Annotated in this window: 22 protein-coding genes and 2 pseudogenes; 9 read left to right on the forward strand and 15 right to left on the reverse strand. The window is 69.5% G+C overall.

Going from position 1 to position 21,286, the window contains the following annotated elements; all coding sequences use genetic code 11:
• Positions 1–9 precede the first annotated feature (9 nt).
• From ACV7NO_RS02920 to ACV7NO_RS02950, 7 genes are read right to left on the reverse strand one after another with little or no spacing between them, the layout of a single operon-like run.
• On the reverse strand, positions 10–432 hold the full coding sequence (locus ACV7NO_RS02920) for a hypothetical protein (RefSeq protein WP_463404532.1): 423 nt from the start codon (positions 430–432) through the stop codon (positions 10–12).
• 5 nt (positions 433–437) lie between these two features.
• Entirely contained in the window at positions 438–1,775 is a 1,338-nt protein-coding gene (locus tag ACV7NO_RS02925; protein ID WP_463404533.1) for a FliI/YscN family ATPase, read from the reverse strand.
• Positions 1,769–2,494, reverse strand: coding sequence for a FliH/SctL family protein (locus ACV7NO_RS02930; RefSeq protein ID WP_463404534.1), 726 nt, complete (start codon positions 2,492–2,494; stop codon positions 1,769–1,771). The genes ACV7NO_RS02925 and ACV7NO_RS02930 overlap by 7 nt, the downstream gene beginning before the upstream one ends.
• On the reverse strand, positions 2,487–3,500 hold the full coding sequence (gene fliG, locus ACV7NO_RS02935) for a flagellar motor switch protein FliG (RefSeq protein ID WP_463404535.1): 1,014 nt from the start codon (positions 3,498–3,500) through the stop codon (positions 2,487–2,489). Before fliG ends, ACV7NO_RS02930 begins: the two co-directional genes overlap by 8 nt.
• Positions 3,497–5,158 (reverse strand): flagellar basal-body MS-ring/collar protein FliF, encoded by a 1,662-nt coding sequence (gene fliF, locus ACV7NO_RS02940; RefSeq protein ID WP_463404536.1) that lies wholly within the window; start codon positions 5,156–5,158, stop codon positions 3,497–3,499. Before fliF ends, fliG begins: the two co-directional genes overlap by 4 nt.
• Before the next feature lies 1 nt (position 5,159).
• A complete protein-coding gene (gene fliE / locus ACV7NO_RS02945; RefSeq protein WP_463404537.1) occupies positions 5,160–5,516 on the reverse strand; it encodes a flagellar hook-basal body complex protein FliE in 357 nt (118 codons plus the stop codon).
• Positions 5,513–6,793 carry a sigma-54 interaction domain-containing protein gene (locus tag ACV7NO_RS02950; RefSeq protein WP_463404538.1) on the reverse strand — a complete coding sequence of 427 codons (1,281 nt, stop codon included), beginning with the start codon at positions 6,791–6,793 and terminating at the stop codon, positions 5,513–5,515. The genes fliE and ACV7NO_RS02950 overlap by 4 nt, the downstream gene beginning before the upstream one ends.
• 303 nt (positions 6,794–7,096) lie before the next feature.
• Between ACV7NO_RS02950 and ACV7NO_RS02955 the strand changes: the two are divergent.
• Positions 7,097–7,393: pseudogene (locus tag ACV7NO_RS02955) on the forward strand (flagellin N-terminal helical domain-containing protein); the annotation flags it as partial.
• Between the two features lie 1,464 nt (positions 7,394–8,857).
• Positions 8,858–9,184: pseudogene (locus ACV7NO_RS02960) on the forward strand (flagellin); the annotation flags it as partial.
• A gap of 372 nt (positions 9,185–9,556) precedes the next feature.
• Here ACV7NO_RS02960 and ACV7NO_RS02965 read toward each other — a convergent pair.
• The 8 genes from ACV7NO_RS02965 to ACV7NO_RS03000 form a co-directional block, all read right to left on the reverse strand.
• Complete coding sequence (locus tag ACV7NO_RS02965) at positions 9,557–10,306, reverse strand: sigma-70 family RNA polymerase sigma factor (protein WP_463404539.1); 750 nt, start codon at positions 10,304–10,306, stop codon at positions 9,557–9,559.
• Complete coding sequence (flhA, locus tag ACV7NO_RS02970) at positions 10,303–12,303, reverse strand: flagellar biosynthesis protein FlhA (protein WP_463407266.1); 2,001 nt, start codon at positions 12,301–12,303, stop codon at positions 10,303–10,305. The genes ACV7NO_RS02965 and flhA overlap by 4 nt, the downstream gene beginning before the upstream one ends.
• Before the next feature lie 70 nt (positions 12,304–12,373).
• On the reverse strand, positions 12,374–13,225 hold the full coding sequence (locus tag ACV7NO_RS02975) for a lytic transglycosylase domain-containing protein (protein ID WP_463404540.1): 852 nt from the start codon (positions 13,223–13,225) through the stop codon (positions 12,374–12,376).
• A gap of 105 nt (positions 13,226–13,330) precedes the next feature.
• The gene (locus ACV7NO_RS02980) at positions 13,331–13,642 is read right to left on the reverse strand and encodes a flagellar protein FlgN (RefSeq protein WP_463404541.1); all 312 of its coding nucleotides are present in this window, start codon (positions 13,640–13,642) and stop codon (positions 13,331–13,333) included.
• Positions 13,629–13,937: a flagellar biosynthesis anti-sigma factor FlgM gene (locus tag ACV7NO_RS02985; protein WP_463404542.1), complete on the reverse strand. Its 309-nt coding sequence runs from the start codon at positions 13,935–13,937 to the stop codon at positions 13,629–13,631. The genes ACV7NO_RS02980 and ACV7NO_RS02985 overlap by 14 nt, the downstream gene beginning before the upstream one ends.
• Positions 13,938–14,003: 66 nt before the next feature.
• Positions 14,004–14,501, reverse strand: a complete 498-nt coding sequence (locus ACV7NO_RS02990; protein WP_463404543.1) for a flagella basal body P-ring formation protein FlgA — start codon at positions 14,499–14,501, stop codon at positions 14,004–14,006.
• Positions 14,498–15,022 (reverse strand): flagellar motor protein MotB, encoded by a 525-nt coding sequence (locus ACV7NO_RS02995; RefSeq protein WP_463404544.1) that lies wholly within the window; start codon positions 15,020–15,022, stop codon positions 14,498–14,500. Before ACV7NO_RS02995 ends, ACV7NO_RS02990 begins: the two co-directional genes overlap by 4 nt.
• Positions 15,023–15,024: 2 nt before the next feature.
• Positions 15,025–15,696 carry a motility protein A gene (locus ACV7NO_RS03000; RefSeq protein WP_463404545.1) on the reverse strand — a complete coding sequence of 224 codons (672 nt, stop codon included), beginning with the start codon at positions 15,694–15,696 and terminating at the stop codon, positions 15,025–15,027.
• A gap of 393 nt (positions 15,697–16,089) precedes the next feature.
• On the opposite strand from ACV7NO_RS03000, the gene flgB reads away from it, so the two are divergent.
• From flgB to ACV7NO_RS03035, 7 genes are all read left to right on the forward strand, one after another.
• Entirely contained in the window at positions 16,090–16,434 is a 345-nt protein-coding gene (gene flgB, locus ACV7NO_RS03005) for a flagellar basal body rod protein FlgB (RefSeq protein WP_463404546.1), read from the forward strand.
• Positions 16,435–16,453: 19 nt separating this feature from the next.
• Positions 16,454–16,849, forward strand: coding sequence for a flagellar basal body rod protein FlgC (flgC, locus tag ACV7NO_RS03010; RefSeq protein ID WP_463407267.1), 396 nt, complete (start codon positions 16,454–16,456; stop codon positions 16,847–16,849).
• A gap of 4 nt (positions 16,850–16,853) precedes the next feature.
• Positions 16,854–17,537 (forward strand): flagellar hook assembly protein FlgD, encoded by a 684-nt coding sequence (locus ACV7NO_RS03015; RefSeq protein ID WP_463404547.1) that lies wholly within the window; start codon positions 16,854–16,856, stop codon positions 17,535–17,537.
• 46 nt (positions 17,538–17,583) lie between these two features.
• Entirely contained in the window at positions 17,584–18,849 is a 1,266-nt protein-coding gene (locus ACV7NO_RS03020) for a flagellar hook protein FlgE (protein WP_463404548.1), read from the forward strand.
• 128 nt (positions 18,850–18,977) lie between these two features.
• Positions 18,978–19,730 carry a flagellar basal body rod protein FlgF gene (locus ACV7NO_RS03025; RefSeq protein ID WP_463404549.1) on the forward strand — a complete coding sequence of 251 codons (753 nt, stop codon included), beginning with the start codon at positions 18,978–18,980 and terminating at the stop codon, positions 19,728–19,730.
• 14 nt (positions 19,731–19,744) lie between these two features.
• Positions 19,745–20,533: a flagellar basal-body rod protein FlgG gene (gene flgG, locus ACV7NO_RS03030; RefSeq protein ID WP_463404550.1), complete on the forward strand. Its 789-nt coding sequence runs from the start codon at positions 19,745–19,747 to the stop codon at positions 20,531–20,533.
• 14 nt (positions 20,534–20,547) lie between these two features.
• The gene (locus ACV7NO_RS03035) at positions 20,548–21,273 is read left to right on the forward strand and encodes a flagellar basal body L-ring protein FlgH (RefSeq protein WP_463404551.1); all 726 of its coding nucleotides are present in this window, start codon (positions 20,548–20,550) and stop codon (positions 21,271–21,273) included.
• Positions 21,274–21,286 lie beyond the last annotated feature (13 nt).

The following is a 21,286-nucleotide window of genomic DNA, read 5'->3' on the forward strand; positions in this document are numbered from 1 at the left end:
GACGGACATTCAGCAAGGATCGTGCCGAATCCTTCGAAGTGCGGGCTCACCCTCGAGCGCGCGGATCGCCTTCAGCGCGGCTTCGGTTTGCGCACGCGCGAGCAGCTTCTCGACGGCGGTCTGGTCGCGCTTGGCGTTGCGGGTCGCCTCGGTGGCGCGATCGACGCCCGCCTGCGCGGTGACGACGCGGGCCTGCGCGGCGGCGGCGGACTGGTGGAGCCGGTCGCGGAAATGCGCGGCGGCGCCGAGCGAGAGGCCCCCGGCGAGCGACGGCGCGGGCGATACCGCGTCGGCGAGCTGTGCGATGCGCGCGGAGAGCGTCGTCTCGCTGTCGAACCGGTCGCGCGCGGCGAGTTCGTCGGCGCGGATGAGGTTGAGCTGGAGCGTGCGGACGCGGTGGATCCGCGCCAGCTTCTTCGGGTCAGCCCCCATGGGCATCAGCCATGGGCGTCGGGGCCGAACACGCCGGTCAGCTCCGCGATCGCGTCGGCGAGCGGCACCTGCGCGTCGTAATCCTGGCGGACGAACTCCATGATCGCGCCGTGATACGCGATCGCGGCGTCGATCGCGGGGTCCGCGCCGCTGCGATACGCGCCCATCAGGACGAGGTCGCGATTCTCCTCATAGGTCGCGAGGTGGCGGCGGAGCTGGCGCGCGGCGGCGACATGCGGCGTGTCCGCGATGTCGGTCATCACGCGGCTGACCGATTTGGAGATGTCGATCGCGGGATAGACGCCGTGTTCGGCGAGCGCGCGGCTGAGCACGATGTGGCCGTCGAGGATCGAGCGCGCCGAATCGACGACCGGATCGTTGCCGTCGTCGCCGTCCGCCAGCACGGTGTAGATCGCGGTGATCGAGCCGCCGGTGTTCACGTCGGTGCCCGCGCGCTCGATCAGGTTGGGCAGCATCGCGATCGCGGACGGGGGATAGCCGCGCGCGGAGGCGGGCTCGCCGAGCGCGAGGCCGATCTCACGCCCCGCATGCGCGACGCGGGTGAGCGAATCCATGATGAGGAGGACGCGCTTGCCCTCGTCGCGGAACGCCTCGGCGATCGCGGTGGCGCGCAGCGCGCCGCGGATACGGAGCACTGGGGAATGGTTGGCGGGGACCGCGACGACGACCGAGCGCGCGCGCGCCTCGCCTGCGATCTTGGTCTCGAGAAAGTCCGCGACTTCCCGGGAGCGCTCGCCGATCAGGCCGATGACGATGACGTCGGCCTGCGCCGCGCGGACGATCATCCCGAGCAGGACCGACTTGCCGACGCCCGACCCTGCCATGATGCCGACGCGCTGGCCCTGCCCGATCGTGAGCAGCCCGTTGATCGCGCGGACGCCGACGTCCATCGGTTCGAGAACACGGCCGCGATCGAGCGGCGACTGGAGCTTGCCCGCGAGCGGCCAGCGGCCTGCGCCGCGAATGGGGCCGAGGCCGTCGATCGCGTTGCCCGATCCGTCGACGACGCGCCCGAGCATCGCCGCGCCCACCTCCGCCTCGCCGGGAGGGCCGACCGGGCGGACGGGCATCTGCGGCACCAGCGCGGCGGGGCCGCCCAGGTTCATCATGATCGTGCGGCCGTTGCGGAAGCCGATCACCTCCGCCTCGACCCCGGTCGCGTCGTCGCCGACGCGGCAGACCGTGCCGACGGGCAGGGTGAGCCCGACCGCCTCCATCAGCAGCCCGTCGAACGACGCCAGCCGCCCCGACACCTTCGCGCGCGGCAGCGGCGCGGCGGTGGAGAGCGCGGCGAGATAATCCTCGGCGAACCTGTTCAGCATTGCGGAACGGGCACCTTGTCGATCGCGTGGCCAAGCTGTTCGAGCCAGAGCTCGGGGCCGTCCTCGACGATGGTCGAGGCGGATTCGAGGACGAAGGTGCCGCGCGCGAGCGTCGCGTCGCCCGCGGCGAAGATCGCCCTGGGCAGCCGGCCCTCGACCAGCGGCACGTCGGCGGGGTTCATCCGCAGCAGCGCCGATTCGTTGGCGTCCGCGAGCAGTTCGGCCGCCGCCGCGATCCGTTCGGCGAGCAGGTCCGCGGAAACGCCGATCTCGCCGACCAGCTTGGCGACCAGCATCGTCACGGTCTGGCGCAGCTGGCGCGCGACGCGGTCGCGATCGACGCCGACGCCCTTGCCGATCTCAGCGAGCATCGATTCGACCAGCGTACGATCGCGCGTGCCGTCCTCGTTCGCCGCGGCCATCGCGGCGGCGACGCCTTCGGCATAGCCTGCGGCGCGGGCAGCCTCGACCTGCTCCTCGACCGACGGCGCGAGCGGTTCGGGATCGAGGACGTCCCAGCCCTCGGTCGGGTTCGTGCCCGGTGCGGCGGGGGAGAAGTGCTTCGGGCGCATCGCAGGACTGACCGGCGCCGCGGCGATCCGCGCGAGCAGGTCCGCAGGCGCGAACCCGATCGTCGGCGCGGCGAAGGCGGCGGCCAGCATCTCGGCCGGGGCGGCGTGGCGCGAGGCGAAACCGGCCTGGAAGGCGAGCTCAGACATAGTCGTCCTCGCCGCCGCCCATCATGATCGTGCCGTCCTTGGCGAGATTGCGCGCGATCGCGATCATCGCCTTCTGTGCCTCGAGCACCTCGGCCAGCTTCATCGGCCCGCGCGCTTCCATCTCGTCGCGGATGCCGTCCGCGGCGCGCGCGGACATGCAGCCCAGGAAGCGGTTGCGGATGGCCTCGTCGACGCCCTTGAGCGCGCGCGTCAGGATGTCGCCGTCGACGTTGCGGATCAGCGTGCCGAGATTCTTGTCGTCCATTTCTAGCAGGTTGTCGAAGACGAACATCGCCTCCTCGATCTGCCTGGCCACATCCTTGTCGATCTTGAACAGCTTGGGCATCACGCGCTGCTCGGTCGCCTTGCGCGCGCCCTGGAGGATCTTGGCCGCCTCGCGCGTGCCGCCCAGCTGGAGCCCCGCGCCCTGCGCGGTGGCGCCGGTGCGGTTCGCGATCATCGTGCGCAGCGTCTCGATCGCCTCCGGCGTGATCGGGCCCAGCCGCGCGATGCGGTGGAGGATGTCGGGCTGCGCGCCCTCGGGCAGCAGCTCGAGCACCTGGCTGCCGATCGCGGGATCGAGGTTCGCGATCAGGACGGCGGCGATCTGCGGATGCTCCTTCTCGATCATCTGCGCGATCTCGGTCGCGTCGAGCCAGTCGAGCAGGTCGATCTCGCACGCCGCCTCTGCGGGGATGATCCGCGCGAGGACGCTGTCGGCCTTTTCGGCGCCCAGCGCGCGCGTCATCATCGCCTCGACCTGCGGGCGCGGATCGAACTGGATCCCGGTGCGGTCGCGCGCGCGGCCGACGAAGTCGTCGAGCACGTCCTCGACCTCGCCCTCGCTGACGTCGGCGACCGCGAACATCGCCTTGCCCAGCTGCTGGACCTCGTCTGGCTCCAGCTTCTGGAGGATGGCGGCGGCCTCGTCCTCGCCGACCAGCATCATCAGCACTGCGGCGCGTTCGACGCCGGTATAGGTGCGCGGGGCCGCCTCCAACGTCACTTCGCGTCCGCCTTTATCATGTCGCGGACCGCGAGCGCGGCGCGCGCGGGGTTGTCGCGGGTGAAGCCGCGGACCGCCCCGATCCGCTCGTCATAGCCGCGCGTCTGTTCGAGCTGGCTGAGGCTGACGGGCGCGGCTGTCTCGATGCCGTCGGGGCCAACGACGGGCGCGCCGATCGGGAGGCCGGCGGCGCTCTTGTCGTCGGTGGCGTCCTCGCGCTTCTTCATCAGTGCCTTGGCGATCGGACGGACGCCCAGCATCAGTACCAGCAGCGCGATCAGGATCGCGGTGACGTTGCGCGCGATGATCGGCAGCCAGCTGTTGTCGTACCAGGCGGGCGCGGCGGCGGCATCGGTGGCGCCGGCGAACTTGCGGCTGATGACCGTCACCTGATCCTGCCGGTTGGCGTCGAAGCCGACCGCGCTCTTCACCAGATCGTTGATCTGGTTGATCTCCATCGCGGTCCGCTTGCCCTTTTCGGGTTCGCGCAGGAGCACCGCGACCGACAGGCGCTTGATCGAGCCTGGCGCGTTGCGCGTGACCGACACTTCCTTGCCGAGATCATAGGCGCGCTGGAACGCGTCGGACTGCTTCATCGGATCGGGCGCGGCGCCGCCCGCGACGGGGACGCCGGGGTTGCCGGTCGCGGCCTGCGGGGTCGAGAGCTGGCTGGCGGGGGGGGGCGTGTTGCTCAGCGCGCCGGGGATGCCCCCGGGGGTGGTGCCGTCCTTCTGGTTGCCGGTCCAGTTGCCCGTTTCCGCGCGCAGCACGCCGCTCTTGTCGAAGCTCTCGCGCGTCGCGCTCGTCTCGTCGAGGTTGACGTCGGCCTGCACCTCGGTGGTGAAGTTGCCCGCGCCGACCAGGGGGGTCAGCAGCTGGATCAGCTGGGTGCGGTACTTGTCCTCGACGCGGCGCTGGATCGCGAGACGCGCGTCGCCCGCCGCCGCGGTCGGGTCCGCGCCGCCGGGCTTCGACAGGAGCGCGCCGAGCTGGTCGACGATCGTCACGCCCTCGGGCTTCATGCCCGGGACCGACGAGGCGACGAGGTTGACGATCGACGACACCTGCGCGTCGCTGAGCGAGCGGCCGCCCTGGAGCTTCAGGATGACGCTGGCGGAGGGCGAGGCGTTGTCGCGGACGAAGACGCTGGCCTCGGGCATCGCCAGATGCACGCGCGCCTCGGCGACCGCGTCGATCTCCTGGATCGAGCGCGCGAGTTCGGTCTCGCGCGCCTGGCGCAGGCGCTCGCCCTCGACCGCGCGGCTGACGCCCATCGGCAGCTGGTCGAGGATCGCGTAGCCGCCGGGTGCGGCCTTGGGCAGGCCCTGGCCCGCGAGCAGCATCCGCGCCTTCGAATAATCCTCCTCGTTGACGGTCAGCGTGCCGTTGCCGTCGTCGATGTGGCTGGCGATGTTCGCGGCCGACAGCGCGGTGGTGACCGCGGCCTTGTCCGCATCGGGGAGCCCCGAGAACAGCGTCTTCTGCGGCGGCGTCGACAGCATCGACCAGGCGAGCGCGGACGCGCCGATCAGCCCGACCATGAGGGCCATCGGCCCCGCGCGGCGCACGGCGGGTTGCGCCATGACCGTCCTGATCTGGCTGATCGGGTTGGCGAACCGCTCGGGAATCGCGTTGGTGGTGGTGAGGGCGGTGCTCATGTCAGACCGGCATGCTCATGATGTCCTTGTAGGCGGACAGGAGTTTGTTGCGGACCTGCAAGGTCGCCTCGAACCCGACCGAGGCCTGCTGGCGCGCCAGCATCACCTTGGCGATGTCGACGGTCTCGCCGCGCTCGTAGCTCTCCGACAGCGCCGACGCCTTCTGCTGGCCTTCGTTGACCGACTTGAGCGCGGTTTCCATCGACTCGGTGAAGCTCGCGGGCTTCGCCGCCTCGGGCGCGGGCGCGGTGGCGCTCGCGGCCTGGTTGGCGCGCGCGAGCGCCTGGTTGCGCTCGAGGATCTGCGCACGCAGCGCCATCACCCGATCGACCCCGCCGATCGCGCCGACGCCGCTCATGCCGACACCCGGACATCATGCGCGCGGGTGATGTCCTCCCCCTGTTCGCGCGCCTTGGCGAGGCGATAGCGCAGCGTGCGTTCGGAGATGCCGAGCCGGCGTGCGGTCTCGATCCGGCTGCCGTTGCACTGGGCCAGCGTCTCGCGGATCGCGGCGAACTCGCTGAGCTGGACGACCTCGCCCAAGGTGGTCGCGGTGCCCGGCGCTGTCGCGGTGTCGTTGGCGACGCGCGCGGCGGCAGCGGGGCGGTCGAACACGATGTGCTCGGCCTCGATCGTGTCGCCTGTCGCGAACAGCATCGCACGCTGGATCACGTTCTCCAGCTCGCGCACGTTGCCCGGCCAGTCGTGGCGCATCAGCAGCGCGACCGCGTCGGCGCTGGGCCACGGGATCGTGGCGCGCGCGCCGGCGTGGCGCAGCACCATCGTCGCGGCGAGGGCGGCGATATCCTTCGGGCGCTCGGCCAGCGGCTTGGTCGCCAGCGGGAAGACCGACAGGCGATAGTAGAGATCGGCGCGGAACCGCCCGGCGGCGACTTCGGACTGGAGATCGCGGTTGGCGCAGGCGACGACGCGGACGTCGATCGGCTGCGGCACCGTCGCGCCGATCGGCACGACCTCGCGCTCCTGAAGGACGCGGAGCAGCTTGGCCTGGAGGTTGAGCGGCATCTCCGCAATCTCGTCGAGCAGCAGCGTGCCGCCGTTCGCGGCGCGAAAGAAGCCCTCGCCCCCCGACGACGCGCCGGTGAACGCGCCCTTCTGGTGGCCGAACAGCAGCGCCTCCAGCATCGTCTCGGGCAGGGCTGCGCAGTTGATCGCGATGAACGGGCCGTCGCGGCGCGTGGAGTTCATGTGGATCGCGCGCGCCATCACTTCCTTGCCGGTGCCGGTCGGGCCGTTGATGAGCACGGTGATGTCCGCCTGCGCGACGCGCTCCGCCAGCGCGATCAGCGCGAGCGATTCGGGATCGGCGGCGGTGGGCGTATCGGGCCCGGCGATCATCGCGCGGGCGAAGCCGTTGCCGATCGCGGCGTCGGCGGTGGGGAAGGAGAGATAGCCGGGATTGCCGTCCTTCGGCAGCGCCACCTCGCGGCCGGTCGCGCCGAGCACGACGGTGCGCGCCGGGGAAGGCGACGATTCGCCCTCGACGACCAGGAACAGGTCCCCCGCGGCGGGACGCTCGCCGGACTGTCCGATGCGCAGGCCCTGGGCGCGCAGCGTCGACAGCAGTGCGTACTTGCTCTCGATGACGGCGGCAGACGGAAAGATCGAACGCATGAATTTCCCCTTCGATGACAGGGCAATGCACCGCTGATGGTAAAACGAGGGTTAATTTGCCTTGCCGGCCGGCAGATATTTTCCGGGCGCGTCGCCCGTACGCGCGCGCGAGGGGTTCGCGAGGCCCGCGTCGTTTTTATCCTTAAGCCCCGCGCCGCGCGGCCGTTGTCCTGTTCGGCGACTCGGCCTTTTCCGCTCAGGGGGCGGGTGGGAGAGCGCCGATCAGATGGAGACACGGACATGACCGTTATCGGAACCAACATCTCGGCCCTGCGCTCGGCGAACGCCAACAGCAGCGCGTCGATGAACCTGCAGAACACGATGGAGCGCCTGTCGACCGGCAAGCGCATCAACTCCGCGAAGGACGACGCCGCCGGCCTCGCCATCGCCAGCCGCATGACCAGCCAGATCAAGTCGATGGCCGTCGCGGTGCGCAATGCCAATGACGGCATCTCGATGGCGCAGACCGCCGAAGGCGCGCTGAGCGAAGTGACGTCGATGCTGCAGCGCATGAAGGAGCTGGCGACCCAGTCGGCCAACGGCACGCTGGGCACGTCGGAGCGTTCGGCGATCCAGGCGGAGAGCAAGCAGCTCGTCAGCCAGATCAACGACATCGCGAAGTCGACGAATTTCAACGGCGTCAACCTGTTCGACGGCTCGGTCAAGGATCTGAAGCTGCAGACCGGCACCAACGCGGGCGAAACCGTCGCGCTGTCGCTCGCTTCGCTCAGCACCGACCAGCTGGGTTCGGGTAACGAGGCAGGCGTCGCGGCGACCGGCGCGTTCGAAGCGGTTGCAGCAGATCTGGCGCTCAACAAGTCGCTGAAGGCGGGCGACCTGACGATCAATGGCGTGGCCATCCCCGCCTCGGCGCAGACCATGGACTCCGCATCGTCGGCCTCGAAGGCGGCATCGGCGATCGCAAAGGCCGCCGCGATCAACAGCGTGTCGGACCAGACGGGCGTGAAGGCCGTCGTCGGCTCGACCGTGATGGGCGGTGCGGCGATGACCGCGGCTGCGGTGACCGGCACCGTGTCGATCAACGGCGTGGCGACCGCCAGCTTCACGACCACCACCGACGCTGCCGAATCGCGCGCGAAGACGATCGCGGAGATCAACAAGATCTCCGGCCAGACCGGTGTCGTCGCCAGCGACGGCGGCAGCGACAAGGGCGGGATCGTCCTGACGGCGGCCGATGGCCGCAACATCGTCACCGCAGTCGGCGGAACCATGACGGCGGCAGCATCCGGCGTGAAGGTCGGCGCGCAATCGGGCACCTTCAACTTGGTGTCGACCAACGGGAAGCCGATCACGGTCGCGACCGGGCTGGACACGGGGCAGCTGGAGCGTGCGGGCCTGCAGGCCGGCAGCTTCGACTCGGGCAAGACCAGCGTTTCCACCGCATCGCGCACCGCGGTGACGGCGGCACAGACCGGACTCAGCTCGGGCCAGCTGGTCATCAACGGCACCGCGATCCGTGCCAGCGCCACCGGTGACGACACCGTCAGCGATACGACCGCCGCCGGCAGCTCGAAGAGCGCATCGGGCATCGCGCTGGCTGCGGCGATCAACGCCAGCTCGGCACAGACCGGCGTGACGGCGACCGCCAACGCGGTGGATCTGCGGGCCACGACGACGACGGGCCTGACGGCCGGCGTGTCGGTGGTGACGATCAACGGTGTCGCGACGACGGTGACCGCGACCGCGACGATGACGGCGGAAGAGGCGCGCGCCAACACCGTCAAGGAGCTGAACAAGGTTTCGGGGCGGACCGGGGTGATCGCCAGCGATAACGGCAAGGGCGTCAGCCTGACCGCGATCGACGGCCGCAACGTCTCGATCGCGATCGACGCCAATGCGGCGGCGAACGGGCTTGGCGGCCTGAACCAGTCCAGCGACGGCGCGGCGGTCACGCCCGGCCTCACCGCTGCCGCGGCCACGGTGTTCTACTCGACGGTTTCGCTCCAGTCCAACAAGGCGATCACGATCGGCGCGGGTTCGGACGGCTCGGGGGCGACCGAGAAGTTCTCGACGCTCGGCTTCGAGGTCGGCACCTTCGGCAGCGACACCGGCGGCCAGGCGCTGTCCGATGTCGACCTGACGACGCAGGCGGGCGCGTCGTCGGCGATGAGCGCGATCGACAAGGCGCTCGACCAGATTTCCGCACAGCGCGGCGATTTGGGCGCGATCCAGAACCGGCTGCAGGTGACGGTCAACAACCTGACCACCACCTCGACGAACCTGACCGACGCGAAGAGCCGCATCGAGGATGCCGACTATTCGGCGGAATCGACGAACCTCGCCAAGGCGCAGATCCTGAGCCAGGCCTCGACCGCGATGCTGGCGCAGGCCAACCAGTCGCAGCAGAGCGTCCTCAAGCTGCTCCAGTAATACCGGGTAGGCCCCGGCACCGCCCCCCACAGGGTGTCGGGGCCGGACCTTCCCGCAAGTCAAACAGGGGCGGGTCTAGGGAAACCCCGGATGGTCGAAAGACCGTCCGGGGTTTCTCGTGTGCGCCGGGTCGGGCGATCTCGTTACCGGACCCTGACGAAGCCTGTCCTGAGCGCCTGCCTTGGCAGGCAGTCGAAGGGGTCGGGGCCAGGCCCGGTGAAATCATGCGCGGCAGCGCGTTCGGCGCTTCGCGCCGAGACTTGGACCCCGGCCTGCGCCGGGGTACGCACAATGGTGAGCAGCGCGCACGAAAAGGGGGCGGGACGCGTGTGCGATCCCGCCCCCCAAAGGCGTCCGGCGATGGCGGCGGCGCTATCCGCGGCGGGCGAGTGCCTTGCGGAGACGCGCGTGCGCGGACGCCTTGATCTGGCAGACGCGCGCGGCACCGACGCCGATCACCTCGCCGATCTCCTCGAGGTTGAGCTCCTCGACATGATAGAGCTGGATCACCAGCGCCTCGCGTTCGGGCAGCGCCTTGATCGCGGCGATCAGCGCCTCGCGCAGCTCGCCCTCCGCCAGCTGCTCGAACGCGTCGGGCTCGTCGCTGGCGAACCAGGGGAGGTCGTCCGAATAGACGTCGTCGATCGAATCGACGCGCATCGCCTCCGCGGTGGCATAGTCGGTGCGCAGCTTCTCGATCGAGACACCCAGGCGGTCGGCGATCATGGCTTCTCCGGGGGCATGGCCCAGTTCGTTGGTGAGCGACGCGATGGCGTCGTGATACTGGCGGCGGCGGCGGATCGCGCCGCGCGTCATCGCGGCGTGCCGGCGCAGTTCGTCGATCATCGCGCCGCGCAGCCGCGTCGCGAGATACTGTTTGAAGGTGACGAGCCCGCGATCCTCGAACGACGACGCGGCCTCGACCAGCGCGACGAGCCCGACCTGGACGAGATCCTCGACCTCGACCGCGGTGCTCATCGCGCCGTGGACGTGCCACGCGATCCGGCGGACCAGCGGCAGGTGCTCGCGCACCATCGCGCTCTCGTCGCGCGCGCGCATGCGCGGCGTATAGGTGAGTGGGGCGGCGTTCTCGAACGCCGCCTTCATCGGTTCGGCGCTCATGCGGCCAGCGCCTGTTGGGGCGCGCCGATGACCGCGACGACCTCGACGGCCTTGTCCTCGGGGACTTCGAAGAAGCTCATGACGGGGGTGTCCGGCAGACAGGTTTTGACGAGCTTGCGGATCGCGACGCGGATCGCGGGCTGGACGACGAGCGCGAAGGGCTTGGCCTCCGCGATCAGTGGCTGCGCGGCGGATTGCAGCGCGTCGACGATGCGGCGGCCGAGATCGGGCTCGATGACGTGGCGGCGCGACGGATCGTTGCGCATCGCCTGGCCGAGCAGGCCTTCCAGCCCGCCCTCCAGCGTCATCACGCGCAGCGGCTCGCGCACGCCGCACAGCTTCTGGATGATGAGCGGGCCGAGATCGGGGCGGATCAGCTCGACGATCTCGTCGGCATCCGCGGTGCGTTGCGCGGCCACGGTGATCGCGGCGGCGATGCGGCGGAATTCCTTGAGCGTCACGCCCTCCGCCAGCAGCGTCTTCAACACCGTCGTCAGCGTGGTGAGCGCGAGCGGCTGCGGGCAGAGCGAGGCGACGAGCTGCGGGCTGCGTTCCTTGAGACCGTCGAGCAGCGCCTGCACCTCGTCCGCGCCGAGCAGCTCGGACGCGTGGGTCGACAGCGCCTGGTTGAGGTGCGTCGCCATCACGGTGCCCGCGTCGACGACGAGATAGCCGAGGCCGGTCGCGGCATCCGCGTCGCCGGGCGCGATCCAGGTGGCGTCGAGCCCGAAGGTCGGGTCCTTCGCCGCCTTGCCGCTGAGCGTGCCGACCGCCTGGCCGGTATCGAGCGCGAGCATCTCGTCGGGGGACACCTGGTCCTCGCCGACGCACACGCCGTTCACCATCAGGCGATAGGTGTAGGGCGCGACGTTGATATCGTCGCGGACGCGCACCTGCGGGACGACGAAGCCCAGCTCCTTCGACAGCTGGCGGCGGACGCCCGTGATCCGCGCCATCAGTGGCGCGCCGCGGCGCTCGTCGACCAGCGGCACGAGGCCGTAGCCGATGTCGAGATTGACCTGCATGCCGTCGGTCACCTCGTCCCAGCCGATCTTCGACTGGTCGACGGGCTCGGCGGCCTCGACGGGGGCGGGCGGGGCGGGGCGGCGCGCGATCTGGCGCAGCTTCCACGCGGCGAACCCGGCGATCGATGCGGCACCCAGGATGATGACGTGCGGCATGCCGGGCATGATGCCGAGCAGCGCGAGGATGATCGCGACCGGGGTCCAGGTGCGCGCCGAACCGAACTGGCCGCCGATCTGGCCCGCGAGGTCGCGCTCGTCGCTGACGCGCGTGACGATCGCGGCGGCGGCGATTGAAAGCATCAGCGACGGCAGCTGCGCGACGAGCGCGTCGCCGATCGCGAGCAGCGTATAGGTCTTGGCGGCCTCCGCGATCGACAGCCCGTGGCTGACGGGGCCGAGGATCAGCCCGCCGACGATGTTGGCGGCGAGGATCAGGATCGCGGCGACCGCATCGCCCTTCACGAACTTCGACGAGCCGTCCATCGAGCCGTAGAAATCGGCCTCGGTCGACACCTCGACGCGCCGCTTCTTGGCTTCCTCGGGCGTCATCAGCCCGGCGTTGAGATCGGCGTCGATTGCCATCTGCTTGCCGGGCAGCGCGTCGAGCGTGAAACGCGCGCTGACCTCGGAGACGCGGCCCGCGCCCTTGGTCACGACGATCAGGTTGATGATCATCAGGATCGCAAAGACGAAGATGCCGACGATATAGTCGCCGCCGATCAGGAACGTGCCGAACGCCTCGATCACATGCCCCGCCGCCGCCTCGCCGGTGTGGCCGTGGACCAGCACGACGCGCGTCGACGCGACGTTGAGGCCGAGGCGGAACAGCGTCGCGAAGAGGAGGACGGTGGGGAAGGCGGAGAAGTCGAGCGGCTTCTGCGCGTTCAAGGCGACCATCAGCACCGCGAGGCTGATCGCGATGTTCGCGATGAAGAAGATGTCGAGCATGAACGCCGGGATCGGCACGACCATGACGACGACGAGGAGCAGGATCGCGAGCGGCAGCGCCGCGCCGCGCGCGTTGGAGAGGATCTTCACCGCCTCAGCCCCCCATGCTCGCGAGCATCATGTATGCCAGTCGCGCGGTGTCGGGCGTGGGACGGAGCAGGCTTGCGGCGTCCTTGCGGCCGCCGAATTGCCCGACCGTCGAGTTCGCCCAGGCCAGCGCATCGGTCGCGCTCTCGCCGTTGCCGGTGATGACGGTGTTGCCGTCCATCTCGAGCGCTTGCGCGGCGTAATTGACCGCGGGCATCGCCGCAGTCGCGCCCGTCGCGCCGGCCGCGGCGGTGCCGAGCTTGTCGGCGAAGCGCTGGTAGATCTGCGACAGCGAGCGCGGCGCGCCGTCCGACGTGTAGAAGACGTTGCGATTGGCCGCGGCGGCGGCGGGGAACAGCGCGGCGCCCGAGGCGGCGGGGTTCGCCTGCATCTTCGTCAGGAACTGACGAGCGCCGCCGAGCCCGAGGAAATGCGCCATGTAGAGATCGGTGCCGGTCGCGTCGCGGCCCAGCGAGCCCTCGATCGCGTCCTTGTTGTCCGAGGCGTGTTCGGCCGCCATCTGCGAAGCGACCTCGGGATTGTTGCGCAGCGCGAGGATCGCCTGCCGCGTCGAGGCATCGCCGACCGAGAGGCGGCCGTTCGCGCCGCGCTGGATGCTGTCCGCGGCCCAGCCGAGGCCGTTTTCCGCGCCGTGCTTCTTCACCACCGACAGCCAGCTCTGCTCGATGAACTGGTACAGCCCCGACGCTGATGAGGTGCCAGCGCGCGCGGAGGCGTTGAGCCCGCTTTCGAGCTTCGCCTGGCCGAGCAGATAGTCGAAGTCGATTCCGGTGCGCTTCGCGGCGAGCGCGATCGCGGACTGGATACGCCCCGAATTGGAGATGGTGCTGACGGTCATGGTCGCTGGAAACTTGCCCCTTGTGTCAGGGGAGTCCCAGCAAGGCGCGTGCCAGATTTTCATGAAACGCGACCGGACGGTGCCGGCGCGTCCTACAATGCCCGGTTAGGCGTAGGCGCTGATGCCGCGGCCATAGGCGTTGCCGCCTTCGCCGGACAGCATTTGCAGGCGGCGGCGAACATTTGCCGCCATCAGGTTCACGTAGATGCGGCAGGTTTCGTTGAGGCGGTCCGCCTCTTCGGCCAGCGAGCGCAATTCGCCATTGGCGGGGCCGTCGCCCAGCGTGCGGACGCGCTCGATCGCGGCGAGCTTGAGCGTCGTCGCGCGTTCGAGCCCGCCGATATCGTTCGATTTCAGCGCGTCGATCTCCGCGTGGAGCGCGTCGATCACGTCGATCAGGGCGTCACGCCTGGTCATTGGACAGCCAGTCGTAGCGCAGCGCGATCAGCTGGTCGGCGATCGTCGCGGGAAGGATCGGGAAGGTGCCGTTGGCCAGCGCTATCTTGATCTGCGCGACGCGGCCTGCATCGACCGGCGCGGTCGAGGCCATCGCCTTCGACAGCGTCTGTGCCAGCGCTTCGGACGACGGGCCCGAACTGCCCGACGGGCCGGTATTCACACCGGTATCCAGGGGCGCGACCGGCTTGGCGCGCGCCACCGCAGCGACCCTTGGGTCTCCCACGATCATCTTCGCTCCGATCGAATCCACCATGTCCGTACCCTTCAGGTCTCGCTGACAGGAGGTGAAACGGCCGATCGAAAGGAAGATTTAGCATTTTTATTCGGACCATCCCGGCAGCGTCGCGCGACCGGCGTCGACCGCCACGCCCTGGACGGGACCCTTCGCGCCGTCGACGCGGATCATCAGCCGTGCGCCCGGCGCGGCATCGCCCATCGCGACGCCCTCGCGCGTGATCGAGAAGCCGGGCGAGCCCGCCTCGATCAGCACCGGATCGCCGCGCTTGATGACGGCCTCCGCCTTTGCCGCGACCGGCACGCGCGCGGCGACCGCGGCGATGGGGGCGGCGCGCTGGACGGGGACGAAGATGCGCCAGTCGGGGCCGCTGCACGCGATCACCACCGCGTCCTGCGCGGGCGTGCGCCAGCTCATCGCGACGGTGGGGCATTGCGCGAGCCGCAGCCGCGTATCGACGCGCGCGCGCGCACCGCCCTCCTCGCCGACGCCGTGGCCGGTGAAGGCGGCGACCGCGCGATCGAGCCCGGCGGTATCCTGATGGGTGGTGACGGCAGCGAGCGCCAGGGCGAGTGCGATCATGGCTTTGTCCTTATGGGATCGCCCGCGAAGCCGAGGGTGACGACCACCTGGCGGTGGCCCACACCCCGGGGCGCGGCGTTGACGATGGTCATCCGGCCCGGCGCGACGGCCGCGAGCCGGGCGGCGACCGCGCGCGCGCGATCGGCGGCGAGCACCGCGCCGCTACGGGTGGCGGGGTCGATATCGGCGGCGGTGCCGTCGACGGTGCCGGTGACGGTGAGGGTGACGCGCGGGTCGCGCACCGCCTCGCGCGCCCACGCGACGATGCCGTCGGTGCTGGACGGCAGCGCCGACGAGGCGGGGGCGAAGTTGAGCATCGAGACCGCGGCGACGGGGATCGGCGGGGTCTCGGCGGAGGCCTGGCTGCCGAAGCCGTCGCGAAAGCCCTGCGCGAGCGCCTTCGCGTCGAGCGCGTGGTTCGCCTGCAGCAGCACGAAGAAGCCGACCATCAGCAGCGCGAGATCGGCGAGCGTGATGATCCAGACCGGGCGGCCCGAGGGGGCGGCGGGGAAATCCTCCATCGTCATGCGACGTTGGCCAGACTCGTGGGGGCCAAGGTCGTGGGCACGTGGCGCGGGGCCTCGCGGGTGGCGAGCGCGGCGAGCGGCGCCTCGAGCGAGAGGCGTTCGAAGGCTTCCTCGCGGGCGGTGCGACGCAGGCGGGCAGCGATCGGCATGGCGATCAGATTGGCGATGAGCGCGCCGTAGAGCGTCGCGAGCAGCGCGACCGCCATCGCGCCGCCGATCGCGGCGGGATCGGTCATCCGCGTGAACATCGTGACGAGCCCGACGAGCGTGCCGACCATCCCCATCGCGGGGGCGGCCTCCGCCATGCCATGCCAGACGTCGGCAGCGGCGACGTGGCGCTCGATCCGCGCGAGGCGGCCCCGGCGCAGCGTCGCGGCGACGGTGTCGCCCGGCCGGCCGTCGACGATCTCCGCGATCGCAGCGGCGACATCGGCGTCGGTGATGACCGAGCGATCGAGCGCCATCACGCCGTGCCGCTGCGCGATCCGCGACAGCGCGGCGACCTGCTGGACCAGCGGTGCGGCGTCGAAGCGGGGGCGGGCGAGCGTCGTCGTGGCGCGAAGCGCGCGCGCGAGGTCGCGGGCAGGGGTGCGCAGGATCGTCGCGAGGAGCGTGCCGCCACCGACGATGGCGAGCGCGGTGGGATCTAGGAACGTGCCGAGGGTCATGCGCGACTCTATGCAAAGGGTGGGCCAGTTGTGGGGAGTCGATCGCGCGCTGGCCTTACCCCGGCGTAGGCCGCGGTCCAGTCTCGGCGCTTAGCGCCGAATGCGCTGCCGCGCATGTCTGTAATGGGGCTGGGCCCCGGCCTTCGCCGGGGTACGAAGAAAAAGATGCGCGTGGCGAACGGTGGTGCGTCGCATCCCGCTATAAAGGTCTGGCCTCTCCGGCCGCCCACGCGGACCCGGCAATTCCGTGTGGCGAGCGGCAAGGGCTGCCGGCAAACCGGCAAGCGCTTGCCGATGCGGTGCGCATGCGCCGGAAATCGGCGGCGCCGCGTAATCTGGCACGCGCTTTGCTGAGTGTTGGTCCGAGCCCAATGGTGGGCAGGAGACCGGCCGATGGCCAACGACAGTCTTTTCGGCGTTCACGCAGCAGCCCTCGAAGTGCGCTCACAGCGCATGGGCGTTCTGGCGTCGAACATCGCCAACGCCTCGACGCCTGGATTCAAGGCGCGCGACATCGACTTCAAGGCGGCGCTCGGCGCGGTCGAGGCGAACAGCGACACCGGGATGGCGAGCGCGACCCGCTACCGCGTGCCGACGACGCCCTCGATGGACGGCAACACCGTCGAGCTGTCCGCGGAGCAGACTGCGTTCGCGGAGAACGCCGTCCAGTATCAGACGACGCTGTCGTTCCTGAACGGTCGGATCGGCCAGCTCACCCGCGCGCTGAAGGGGGAATAGGACCGTGGCGAACACCCCCATGACGATCTTCCAGGTCGCGGGCCGCGCGATGAGCGCGCAGCTGACCCGGATGAACACGACCGCGTCGAACTTGGCGAACGCCGGCGGCGTCGCGAGCACCGCGGAGGCGGCGTACAAGACGATGAAGCCGGTGTTCCGCACCAGCTTCGACAAGGCGACCGGGCTGTCGACCGTCGACGTCCAGCAGATCGTGACCGCGGGCGAGGCGCCGACCAAGCGCTACGACCCCGCCAACCCGATGGCGGACAAGGACGGCAACGTCTTCGAGGCCGCGGTCGATGAAAGCCGCGAGCTGGTCGACATGATGGAGACCGCGCGCAGCTACCAGAACAACGTCGAGGTGATGAACACGGCCAAGAGCCTCATCATCGATACCATCAAGATGGGACGCTAGGATCATGGCCACCGCCTTCGATACCACGCTGGGCAATCTCGGCATCAAGCGCGCCGCGACGACCACGACGACGACCACCTCGGCGAACGCCTCGACCACGCTGGGGCAGGCCGATTTCCTGAAGCTGATGACCGCGCAGCTGAATAACCAGGATCCGTTCAACCCCGTCGACAATACCCAGATGGTCGCGCAGATGGCGCAGTTCTCGCAGCTGGCCGGCATCTCGGAGATGTCGACGACGCTCAAGGCGATCTCGGACAAGCTGGGCGCCACGACGACCGGCGATGCGGTGAGCTATATCGGCAAGACCGTGCTGACACCGGGCGCGACCGCCTATGGCCGCTCCTCGGGCGGACTGGCCGGCGCGGTCGAGCTGGGCGCGGCGGCGACCGCGGTGAAGGTGACGATCGCCGACGCCAACGGCGCGACGCTCAAGACGCTCAATCTCGGCAGCCGCGCCGCGGGCACTGCCAGCTACGACTGGGACGGCAAGACCGAGGCTGGCGACGATGCCGGCACCGGGCCCTTCACCGTCTCCGTCACCGCGCAGGACGCCGGCAAGCCGGTGACCGCGACCAACCTCGTCTGGGCGCCCGTCCAGTCGGTGTCGACCACCACCGGCAAGGCGGTGCTGACGCTGCCGGGGCTGGGCGAGATTCCCGTTACCGCGGTCCGCCAGATCGGCTGATCGCCCCCCATTCCCGCTTCCAACCGTTCCTGAGGAGTAACCCCCGATGTCCTTCTATACCTCGCTCTCGGGCCTGCAGGCCGCGCAGACCGACATGTCGACGATCTCGCACAACCTGGCGAACGTCGCGACCAACGGCTTCAAGAAGTCGCGGACCGAGTTCGCCGACGTGATCGCGTCTTCGGTGTCGCTGTCGCCGACGCAGATGGTCGGATCGGGCACCGTCGTGAAGGCGAACCGCCAGCAGTTCGGACAGGGCAACTTCACCCAGTCGTCGAACGCGCTCGATCTTGCGATCTCGGGGGACGGGTTCTTCGCGGTGAAGCCCAATGCGGAATCGGCCACGATCAACTATACGCGCAACGGCGGCTTCATGGTCGACGCCGACCATAACGTCGTCGACGGCAACGGCAGCCACCTGCAGGTCTATCCGGTCGACGGATCGGGCGCGGTCGTCGCGACCGGCGCGGACGGGATGGTGAGCCTGAAGCTGCCCGCGACGAGCGGCAAGGCGCAGGCGACCGCCAACGTCAACACCACGCTGAACCTGTCGTCGAGCGCCGCGATCCCCGCGACCGCCACCTTCGACCGGTTCGACGCCACCAGCTACAACCAGTCGACCGCGACGACGATCTATGACGGCGACGGCAATCCGCAGACGATGACCACCTATTTCAAGCGCGAGACCGCGCCGTCGGCGACCGCGACGACCAGCACCTGGTCCGCCTACAGCTTCGTCGGCGACGTGCCGCTCAAGGTGGCGGGTGAACCGAAGCAGACGCTGACGTTCGACCAGAGCGGCGCGCTGACCGCGGGGCAGACCGCGACGTTCGACAGCTTCACGCCTGCCGGCGCGAGCGCGGCGCAGGCGGTGAAGCTCGACTACGGCACCGCGACGAAGCAGACCGCATCGCCCTTCACCGTCGTCGCCAAGACGCAGGACGGCAAGGCGGTGGGCCAACTGGAGGGCGTGACCGTCGACGAGGCGGGCGTCGTCAAGGCCAGCTTCTCGAACGGCGACGTCCAGTCGCTGGGCAAGGTATCGATCGCCAACTTCGCCAACCCGTCGGGGCTGCGCCAGCTGGGCAGCAGCTACTGGTCGTCGACCGGAATCTCGGGCGAGGCGACGCTGGGCTCCGCGGGCGAGCGCGGGATGGGCAAGCTGATGTCGGGCACGATCGAGCGATCGAACGTCGACATCACCGAGGAACTCGTCGGGCTGATCGCGGCGCAGCGCAACTTCCAGGCGAACTCGAAGGCGCTCGATACCGCCAACCAGATCTCGCAGACGATCTTCAACATCCGCAGCTGATCTGAGTGATGCGAACCACCCTATCCTCCGTTCGGGCTGAGCTTGTCGAAGCCCTGTCCTTTCTTCCGAAGAAGGGCAGCACTTCGACAAGCTCAGTGCGAACGGGCGTGGGGACGGAGGCGAGGTAAATGGACAAGCTGGTCTACACCGCGGCGACGGGCCTGCGCGCGCACATGGCCGCGCAGGCGGCGATCGCCAACAACATGGCGAACGTGTCGACCACGGGGTTCAGGGCCGACCGCGTCGTGTTCGACCGGATCCTGTTGACCGACGGGAAGACGCAGATCTCCGCGCGTGCGCCGACCTCCGAAGAGGTGACCGACGCGGATCGCTCGCCCGGCGCGCTCAACCAGACCGGGCGTCCGCTCGACGTCGCGATGGTCGGCAACGACACGTGGATGGCGGTGCAGGCGTCCGACGGATCGGAGGCGTATACGCGGCGCGGCGACCTGTCGGTCAGCCCGTCGGGGACGCTCCAGACCGGGGACGGCTTCCTCGTGATGGGGGGCTCCGGCCCGATCACGCTGCCGCCGTACCAGACGCTGACGATCGGCAAGGACGGCTCGATCTCGATCGTGCCGCAGGGCGGCACCGCCGCCGACATACAGATCGTCGACAAGATCAAGCTGTCCTCCACCAAGGGCAGCGACACGGTGAAGGGGCTCGACAACCTGCTGCGCGTGCGCGGCGGGGGCGCGCTGCCCGAGGATCTGGCGGCGACCGTCCAGGGCGGCGCGCTGGAGGGATCGAACGTCAACATGACGCAGGCGCTGGTCGACATGATCGAGAACCAGCGCAGCTACGAGGTTTCGGCCAACCTCATGAAATCGGCCAAGGATATGGACGAGAGCGGCGCATCCACCATGCGCCTGCCCGGCTGACAAGGATTTAGGACATGACCTCTGCTGCCATGCACATCGCGCGGACCGGGCTCGACGCCCAGGATACGCGCATGCGGGTGATCTCGAACAACCTCGCCAACGTGAACACCACCGGGTTCAAGCGCGACCGCGCCGCATTCGAAACGCTGGCGTACCAGGTCGTCACCGCGCCCGGCGCACAGTCGACGCAGGAGACGAAATACGCGACCGGGCTGAACCTCGGCACCGGCGTGCGCGTGCAGGGCACTGCGCGGATCGATACGCAGGGTTCGCTCAACACGACGGGCAACAGCCTCGACATGGCGCTGGACGGCGACGGCTATTTCCAGGTGCAGTTGCCCGGCGGCGAGCTGGGCTATACGCGCGCGGGCAATTTCAGCCGCTCGCCCGAGGGGCTGCTGGTGACGAGCGAGGGCTATCAGGTGATGCCCGGCATCACCGTGCCCGAGGGCGCGACCGCGATCACGATCGGCACCGACGGCACCGTTTCCGCGACGATCCCCGGGCAGAGCGAATCGCAGCAGCTGGGGCAGATCCAGGTCGCGAGCTTTCCCAATGCGGCAGGCCTCCAGAACACTGGCGACAACTACCTGCGCGAGACGGGATCGAGCGGCACCGCGAACCTGGGCATTCCCGGGCAGGACGGGCGCGGGCGCGTGCGGCAGGGCATGCTCGAGGCGTCGAACGTCAACGTCGTCGAGGAGCTGGTCGACATGATCGAGACGCAGCGTGCCTACGAGGTCAATTCCAAGATGATCTCGGCGACCGACGACATGCTCAAATACGTCAACCAGAACATCTGATCGGCATTCCAGACATGGCAACCCGTGCCCCCAATCCCTTCTCCGACTATTGGGTCGAGATCGGCCTCGGCGTCGCGAGCCTCGCGCTCGTCGCGGCCGCGTTCGTGCCCGCGCCCGCCGAGGCCGGGCTGTTCGGCAAGAAGAAGCCGGCGGAGGACTTCACCGCGCAGCGCGCGCCGCTGGCACAGCCGGTCGCGGCGCCCGCCAACGGCGCGATCTTCCAGGCGGCGTCGGGCTATGCCGCGCTGTACGAGGGGTGGCGCGCCAAGAAGGTGGGCGATCCGCTGACGATCGTGCTGGTCGAGCGGACCGCGGCGTCGAAATCGGCGAACGCGAAGCTCGATTCGAGCGGTGGGCTGTCGATCACCCCGCCGACGACGGGCAACCTCGCGCTGTTCGGCAAGACCGACGCCAGCATCAGCGGCAACCGCAACTTCAACGGCGGCGGCACCACCGACCAGGCGAACTCGCTGTCGGGCGAGGTGTCGGTCACGGTCGCGGAGGTCTATCCCAACGGCACGATGCTGGTGCAGGGGCAGAAGCGCGTGACGCTGAACCGCGGCGACGAGTTCGTCCGGATCAAGGGGATCGTGCGCACCGCCGACGTCGACCGCGACAACCGCGTGCCGTCGACCCGCGTGGCCGACGCGCAGATCGGCTATACCGGCAAGGGCGACCTCGCGCGATCGAGCCGGCAGGGGTGGCTCAGCCGCTTCTTCTCCGTCGTCAGCCCGTTTTGACGATTGGTTAACC

The organism is Sphingomonas sp. Ell38C01, from assembly GCF_055231975.1.

Excerpts from the sequence above, each read along its gene's own strand:
- ACV7NO_RS02920 (WP_463404532.1), bottom strand. The coding sequence starts at position 432 with ATGGGGGCTGACCCGAAGAAGCTGGCGCGGATCCACCGCGTCCGCACG.
- ACV7NO_RS02925 (WP_463404533.1), bottom strand. The coding sequence starts at position 1,775 with ATGCTGAACAGGTTCGCCGAGGATTATCTCGCCGCGCTCTCCACCGCC.
- ACV7NO_RS02930 (WP_463404534.1), bottom strand. The coding sequence starts at position 2,494 with ATGTCTGAGCTCGCCTTCCAGGCCGGTTTCGCCTCGCGCCACGCCGCC.
- fliF (WP_463404536.1), bottom strand. The coding sequence starts at position 5,158 with ATGAGCACCGCCCTCACCACCACCAACGCGATTCCCGAGCGGTTCGCC.
- fliE (WP_463404537.1), bottom strand. The coding sequence starts at position 5,516 with ATGAGCGGCGTCGGCGCGATCGGCGGGGTCGATCGGGTGATGGCGCTG.
- ACV7NO_RS02950 (WP_463404538.1), bottom strand. The coding sequence starts at position 6,793 with ATGCGTTCGATCTTTCCGTCTGCCGCCGTCATCGAGAGCAAGTACGCA.
- ACV7NO_RS02965 (WP_463404539.1), bottom strand. The coding sequence starts at position 10,306 with ATGAGCGCCGAACCGATGAAGGCGGCGTTCGAGAACGCCGCCCCACTC.
- flhA (WP_463407266.1), bottom strand. The coding sequence starts at position 12,303 with ATGGTCGTGCCGATCCCGGCGTTCATGCTCGACATCTTCTTCATCGCG.
- ACV7NO_RS02975 (WP_463404540.1), bottom strand. The coding sequence starts at position 13,225 with ATGACCGTCAGCACCATCTCCAATTCGGGGCGTATCCAGTCCGCGATC.
- ACV7NO_RS02980 (WP_463404541.1), bottom strand. The coding sequence starts at position 13,642 with ATGACCAGGCGTGACGCCCTGATCGACGTGATCGACGCGCTCCACGCG.
- ACV7NO_RS02985 (WP_463404542.1), bottom strand. The coding sequence starts at position 13,937 with ATGGTGGATTCGATCGGAGCGAAGATGATCGTGGGAGACCCAAGGGTC.
- ACV7NO_RS02990 (WP_463404543.1), bottom strand. The coding sequence starts at position 14,501 with ATGATCGCACTCGCCCTGGCGCTCGCTGCCGTCACCACCCATCAGGAT.
- ACV7NO_RS02995 (WP_463404544.1), bottom strand. The coding sequence starts at position 15,022 with ATGGAGGATTTCCCCGCCGCCCCCTCGGGCCGCCCGGTCTGGATCATC.
- ACV7NO_RS03000 (WP_463404545.1), bottom strand. The coding sequence starts at position 15,696 with ATGACCCTCGGCACGTTCCTAGATCCCACCGCGCTCGCCATCGTCGGT.
- flgB (WP_463404546.1), top strand. The coding sequence starts at position 16,090 with ATGGCCAACGACAGTCTTTTCGGCGTTCACGCAGCAGCCCTCGAAGTG.
- flgC (WP_463407267.1), top strand. The coding sequence starts at position 16,454 with ATGACGATCTTCCAGGTCGCGGGCCGCGCGATGAGCGCGCAGCTGACC.
- ACV7NO_RS03015 (WP_463404547.1), top strand. The coding sequence starts at position 16,854 with ATGGCCACCGCCTTCGATACCACGCTGGGCAATCTCGGCATCAAGCGC.
- ACV7NO_RS03020 (WP_463404548.1), top strand. The coding sequence starts at position 17,584 with ATGTCCTTCTATACCTCGCTCTCGGGCCTGCAGGCCGCGCAGACCGAC.
- ACV7NO_RS03025 (WP_463404549.1), top strand. The coding sequence starts at position 18,978 with ATGGACAAGCTGGTCTACACCGCGGCGACGGGCCTGCGCGCGCACATG.
- flgG (WP_463404550.1), top strand. The coding sequence starts at position 19,745 with ATGACCTCTGCTGCCATGCACATCGCGCGGACCGGGCTCGACGCCCAG.
- ACV7NO_RS03035 (WP_463404551.1), top strand. The coding sequence starts at position 20,548 with ATGGCAACCCGTGCCCCCAATCCCTTCTCCGACTATTGGGTCGAGATC.